At 69.8% G+C, this 4,871-nt stretch carries 6 protein-coding genes; 3 read left to right on the top strand and 3 right to left on the bottom strand.

The genetic code is table 11. The annotated features are described in order from the left end of the window. Positions 1-168: 168 nt before the first annotated feature. From ACFDTC_RS12310 to ACFDTC_RS12300, 3 genes are all read right to left on the bottom strand, one after another. The gene (locus ACFDTC_RS12310) at positions 169-666 is read right to left on the bottom strand and encodes a MarR family winged helix-turn-helix transcriptional regulator (RefSeq protein ID WP_375259175.1); all 498 of its coding nucleotides are present in this window, start codon (positions 664-666) and stop codon (positions 169-171) included. 135 nt (positions 667-801) lie between these two features. Further along, complete coding sequence (locus ACFDTC_RS12305) at positions 802-1,089, bottom strand: succinate dehydrogenase assembly factor 2 (RefSeq protein ID WP_375259174.1); 288 nt, start codon at positions 1,087-1,089, stop codon at positions 802-804. 28 nt (positions 1,090-1,117) lie between these two features. Then, on the bottom strand, positions 1,118-1,543 hold the full coding sequence (locus ACFDTC_RS12300; protein ID WP_375259173.1) for a multiprotein-bridging factor 1 family protein: 426 nt from the start codon (positions 1,541-1,543) through the stop codon (positions 1,118-1,120). Between the two features lie 88 nt (positions 1,544-1,631). Between ACFDTC_RS12300 and ACFDTC_RS12295 the strand changes: the two genes are divergently transcribed. The 3 genes from ACFDTC_RS12295 to ACFDTC_RS12285 all read left to right on the top strand — a co-directional run. Continuing rightward, positions 1,632-2,834 (top strand): pyridoxal phosphate-dependent aminotransferase, encoded by a 1,203-nt coding sequence (locus ACFDTC_RS12295; RefSeq protein ID WP_375259172.1) that lies wholly within the window; start codon positions 1,632-1,634, stop codon positions 2,832-2,834. Continuing rightward, on the top strand, positions 2,831-3,226 hold the full coding sequence (locus ACFDTC_RS12290) for a hypothetical protein (protein WP_375259171.1): 396 nt from the start codon (positions 2,831-2,833) through the stop codon (positions 3,224-3,226). The genes ACFDTC_RS12295 and ACFDTC_RS12290 overlap by 4 nt, the downstream gene beginning before the upstream one ends. A 242-nt stretch (positions 3,227-3,468) precedes the next feature. Beyond that, on the top strand, positions 3,469-4,871 hold a 1,403-nt coding region (locus ACFDTC_RS12285), incomplete at its 3' end, for a beta-ketoacyl synthase N-terminal-like domain-containing protein (RefSeq protein WP_375259176.1).

Below are 4,871 nucleotides of genomic sequence, written 5' to 3'. Positions count from 1 at the left end.
CGCAAGCTGTTCCGCGAGATCGAGAACCGCATGGTGGGCGCGTCGGACGCACCGCTGCCGCCGGGCTGAGCGGGCGGTTGCCGCGCGTGTCGTGCAATGTTGGGGAGGGGTCTGTCGGTGCCGGACCTTGGGTCCCGCGCGGCTACGTTCTGTAGCCGATGGTCGGGATCAGTAGATGTAGCGGATCTGATCGGACCAGTAGCGTTCAACGCGCCGCAGCGCGGTGGTTATATCTTCGATACCGTCGTGCGAGAGCACGCTCTTGGACTGCAGCCCGTCGGCGTGGCGTTCGAACAGGCCCGACACGATCTCGCGGATTTCGCGGCCGCGCTGGGTCAGGCGGACACGGACCGACCGGCGGTCGATCTCGCAGCGCTGGTGGTGCATGTAACCCATGTCCACGAGCTTCTTGAGGTTGTAGGACACGTTCGAGCCCTGGTAATAGCCGCGGGTCTTCAGTTCCCCGGCCGTCACCTCGTTGTCGCCGATGTTGAACAGCAGCAGCGCCTGAACGGCGTTCAGGTCGATGATGCCGAGCCGCTCGAACTCGTCCTTGATGACGTCCAGAAGCAGCCGGTGAAGCCGCTCGAGAAGTCCGAGCGATTCCAGATAGCTGGCCATGAAGCCCTGATCGGTCTCGGGCGTCATGGAGGCATGTATACTCATAACGATCTCCGCTTTGTGACACTGGCGCGAAGATGTGGCCGAAATACCCAACATTGCGTTAAACGCGTTGCTTTTTTTCCGAAACAGCGCGCGGTCGATTCAGGCTCGCGCAACGCCTCGGCGGCTGCCGTTGCGTCAGGGGCCGTGCGCGGCGACGGCGCGGATGTCGTCGATCAGCGTGGCGAAACGCGCCGGCGGCGCGACCTGGCCCGAGACCCACTGGTAGAGGTCCTGGTCGTTCTCGTGCAGCAGCGCCTCGTATACGTCGAGCTGCGCGTCGTCCATCTGCGCCAGCCGCGCTTCGGCATAGCGCATCAGCAGGATGTCCATTTCCTTGATGCCGCGCCGCATCGAGCGCATGGTCAGCCGCTTGAGCCGCGTCTCGCGGTTCTCGGGCGGGATGTTCAGGTTCGCCGTGTTCATGTCCGTGATTCCCGCTTTCGTGCCGTCGTCACTGTGCCGCCAGCATGGCGCGCAGGCGCTTTTCGAGGCGCGAGAGCTTTTCGCTGCCGGCCTGCAGCTGGATCTTCACGGCGCGGATGTCCAGCAGGATCGCGTTGAGGTCGGGCGTGGCGTTCGCCGGCGCGTCCTCGGGGGCGGAGAGGCCCTCGCCCTCGCCGGTGATCAGCCAGACCATCGACACGCCCAGCAGCCCCGAGGTCATGGACAGCCGGTTGGCGCGCGGTTCGGCCATGTCGTTTTCCCACGATTGCAAGGTCTTGAGCTTGACGCCCAGCCGGCGGGCGAGATCGCCCTGGGTCATGCCGGCGGCCTCGCGCGCGGCGGCCAGCCGGTCGCCGAAGGTGGCCGCGTCGGGGCCGTACCAGTCCGTCGTGCTGCCGGTGGCGTTGCCGGTGTCTGCGGTGTCCGATGTCATGGCGGTGTCCCCTGCGCGGCGCGCTTGATCCCTGCGATGGCGCAACCTAAGACGGATGCGGGTTCATTTCAAACATTCGCAGGCCCCCATGTCCTTCCTTTCCGACGCGCTGGCGCGCGTTCAGCCCTCGCCCACGGTGGCGATCACCCAGGTCGCGCGCGAGCGGGCGGCGATGGGGCGCGACGTGATCTCGCTCAGCGCGGGCGAGCCGGACTTCGACACGCCCGATTACGTCAAGGAGGCGGCGATCGTCGCGATCCGCGACGGCCAGACCAAGTACACCGCCCCCGACGGCATCCCCGAGCTGAAGGCCGCGATCGTCGCCAAGTTCAGGCGCGAGAACGGGCTGGACTACACGCCCGCCGAGGTCAGCGTCGGCACCGGCGGCAAGCAGGTGCTGTTCAACGCGCTGATCGCCACGCTGAACCCGGGCGACGAGGTGATCATCCCCGCGCCCTACTGGGTCAGCTACCCCGACATCGTGCGGCTGGGTGGTGGAACGCCGGTGATCGTGGCCGCCGGCCCCGAGACCGGGTTCAAGCTGTCGGCCGAGACGCTCGAGGCGGCGATCACGCCGGCGACCAAGTGGCTGATCTTCAACTCGCCCAGCAACCCGACCGGCGCGGGCTATACCCGCGACGAGCTGCGCGCGCTGACCGACGTGCTGATGCGCCACCCGCATGTCTGGGTGCTGTCGGACGACATCTACGAGCACCTCTGCTACGACGGGTTCGAGTTCGTGACTCCGGCGCAGGTCGAGCCCGGGCTGAAGGACCGCACGCTGACGCTGAACGGCGTGAGCAAGGCCTACGCGATGACCGGCTGGCGCATCGGCTACGCCGCGGGCCCCGAGCGGCTGATCGCCGCGATGCGCAAGCTGCAGACGCAGTCGACGACGAACCCGTGCTCGATCAGCCAATGGGCGGCGGCGGCGGCGCTGGAGGGCGACCAGTCGTTCCTGGCCGGCCGGGCCGAGGCGTTCCGCGCGCGGCGCGATCTGGTGGTGGCGCGGCTGAACGCCTGCGCGGGCGTGACCTGCCCGGTCCCCGAGGGCGCGTTCTACGTCTACCCGTCGATCGCCGGGTGCATCGGCAAGACCAGCGCCGGCGGCGCGCTCATCGACAGCGACGAGGCGTTCTGCACCGCGCTGCTGGAAGAGCACGACGTGGCGGTGGTGTTCGGCGCGGCCTTCGGCCTCAGCCCGCATTTCCGCGTCAGCTACGCCGCGTCCGAGGCGGTTCTGGTGCAGGCCTGCGACCGGATCGAGACGTTCTGCGCCGGGCTGAGATGAGCGACCTGCCGCCGTTCTACTTCCGCCGCCGGCCCGGCGGCGCGCAGGTCTTCCGCGTGACGGAGGACGCGCGCGCCCGCCGCGTGGCGATGGAGCCGCTGGCCTTCGTGAAGGACGGCGGCGAGGTCCGCGCGCAGGGCGACCGGGTGCTGGACGCGGCGGACCTGGCGGCGATCGGCGACTGGCTGGCGCGGCCGGCCGACGACGCGGTCGCGGGGCCGGACGACGTGGCACGCACGCTGGCGCTGATCGGGCGCACGGCGCACTGGGCGCAGGCGCGTGCCGGCGACGACGAGCTGGACGCGGTAACCGACGAGTTGCTGCTGGCGATGCAGGACCTGCGCGCCGTGCTGGTGCGCCGCAAGGCCGCGCGGCTGGAGCCGAAGGGCTAGCGCGTCGCGTGAGGCGGGCGGGGCGCTGCCCCGTCGCCTGCGGCGACTCTCCCCGGAGTGCGGGCGCTGGTCATAGGTCCGGGCGCGTTCGCGCTGAATGGGCGAATTGGGCTCTGCCGGACACAGCGGCAACGGGCAATCACAGTGAATTCCGGAATCCGCCGCACTTTGCACGCATTTCCCTATCATGACGGCGGCGCGCGCTTGCAGAAGGCGAGGCGCGCGATCGTCAGGAGCGTGCCATGAGACAGCCGCCGACCGCTGCCCCCGCGCCGGAGGGCAACAGCGTTTCCGCAGCCCAGGACGGCGACATCGCGATCGTCGGCATGGCTGCCCACCTGCCCGGTGCGGCGGATCTCGACACCTATTGGCGCAACCTCGTCGGCGGAGTCTCGTCGATCGGCCGGCTGGACGACGACGCGCTGCGCGCCGCCGGAGAGGATGCGGGCCGAATGCGCGATCCGGCCTACGTGCCTTACGCCGCACCGCTCGAGGGGTTCGACGCGGTCGATGCCGAGTTCCTGGGCCTGTCGCCCAAGGAGGCGGCGATCATGGACCCCCAGCATCGCCGCTTTCTCGAGGTCGCGTGGGAGGCGATGGAGAATGCCGGCCACGTGCCCGACGGGTTCGACGGGCGGATCGGCGTCTGGGGCGGCTGCGGGATGGGCAGCTATTTCTATTTCAACCTGTGCAGCAATCCCGACCTGGTGGACGGGACGGGGATGTTCCTGCTGCGCCATACCGGCAACGACAAGGACTTCCTGACGACGCGGGTCAGCCACGTCTTCGACCTGACGGGGCCCTCGGTGGGCGTGCAGACGGCATGCTCGACCTCGCTGGTGGCGGTGCATTACGCCGCGCAGGCGCTGCTGACGGGCGAGTGCGACATGGCGCTGGCCGGCGGCGCGACGATCGAGCTGCCGCAGGGGCGCGGGTATATCCACCGCGAGAACGAGATCCTGTCGCCCGACGGCGCCTGCCACGCCTACGATCACCGGGCCGAGGGGACCGTCTTCGGCTCGGGCGCCGGTGTGGTCGTGCTGCGGAGGCTGGCCGATGCGCTGGCCGACGGCGATCATGTTTGGGCGGTGCTGAAGGGCAGCGCGGTCAACAACGACGGCGCGCGCAAGGCGGGCTACCTCGCGCCGTCGGTCGACGGGCAGGCGCGCGCGGTGGCCGAGGCGCTGGCGCTGGCGGGCGTGCGCGCGGACACGATCGGCTATGTCGAGGGGCACGGCACGGGCACGCGGCTGGGCGACCCGCTGGAGATCGCGGCGCTGAGCCAGGCGTTCCGCGAGACAACGGATGCCGTCGGCCACTGCCGCATCGGCTCGGTCAAGACCAACATCGGGCACCTGGACACGGCGGCGGGGGTCGCGGGGCTGATCAAGTCGGCGCTGGCGCTGCATCACCGGCAGATCCCGCCCAGCCTCGGGTTCGAGCGTCCGAACCCGGCGATCGCCTTCGACGGCTCGCCGTTCCGGGTGGCGGACGCGCTGACCGACTGGCCGCGCGGGGCGCATCCGCGCCGCGCCGGGATCAACAGCCTGGGCGTGGGCGGGACCAACGCCTTCGCCGTGCTGGAAGAGGCTCCGGCGCGCGCGGCGTCCGCGCCGTCGGACTGGCCGTTCCAGATCCTGACCGT

The organism is Citreimonas sp., from assembly GCF_042096055.1.
In the GTDB taxonomy this organism is placed as follows: Bacteria; Pseudomonadota; Alphaproteobacteria; order Rhodobacterales; family Rhodobacteraceae; genus Citreimonas.
The sequence above is the reverse complement of the archived record's forward strand: the minus strand, read 5'-3'. Positions and strand labels throughout refer to the sequence as shown.

Coding starts and splice junctions, on each gene's coding strand:
- ACFDTC_RS12310 (WP_375259175.1), bottom strand. CDS start 666: ATGAGTATACATGCCTCCATGACGCCCGAGACCGATCAGGGCTTCATG.
- ACFDTC_RS12305 (WP_375259174.1), bottom strand. CDS start 1,089: ATGAACACGGCGAACCTGAACATCCCGCCCGAGAACCGCGAGACGCGG.
- ACFDTC_RS12300 (WP_375259173.1), bottom strand. CDS start 1,543: ATGACATCGGACACCGCAGACACCGGCAACGCCACCGGCAGCACGACG.
- ACFDTC_RS12295 (WP_375259172.1), top strand. CDS start 1,632: ATGTCCTTCCTTTCCGACGCGCTGGCGCGCGTTCAGCCCTCGCCCACG.
- ACFDTC_RS12290 (WP_375259171.1), top strand. CDS start 2,831: ATGAGCGACCTGCCGCCGTTCTACTTCCGCCGCCGGCCCGGCGGCGCG.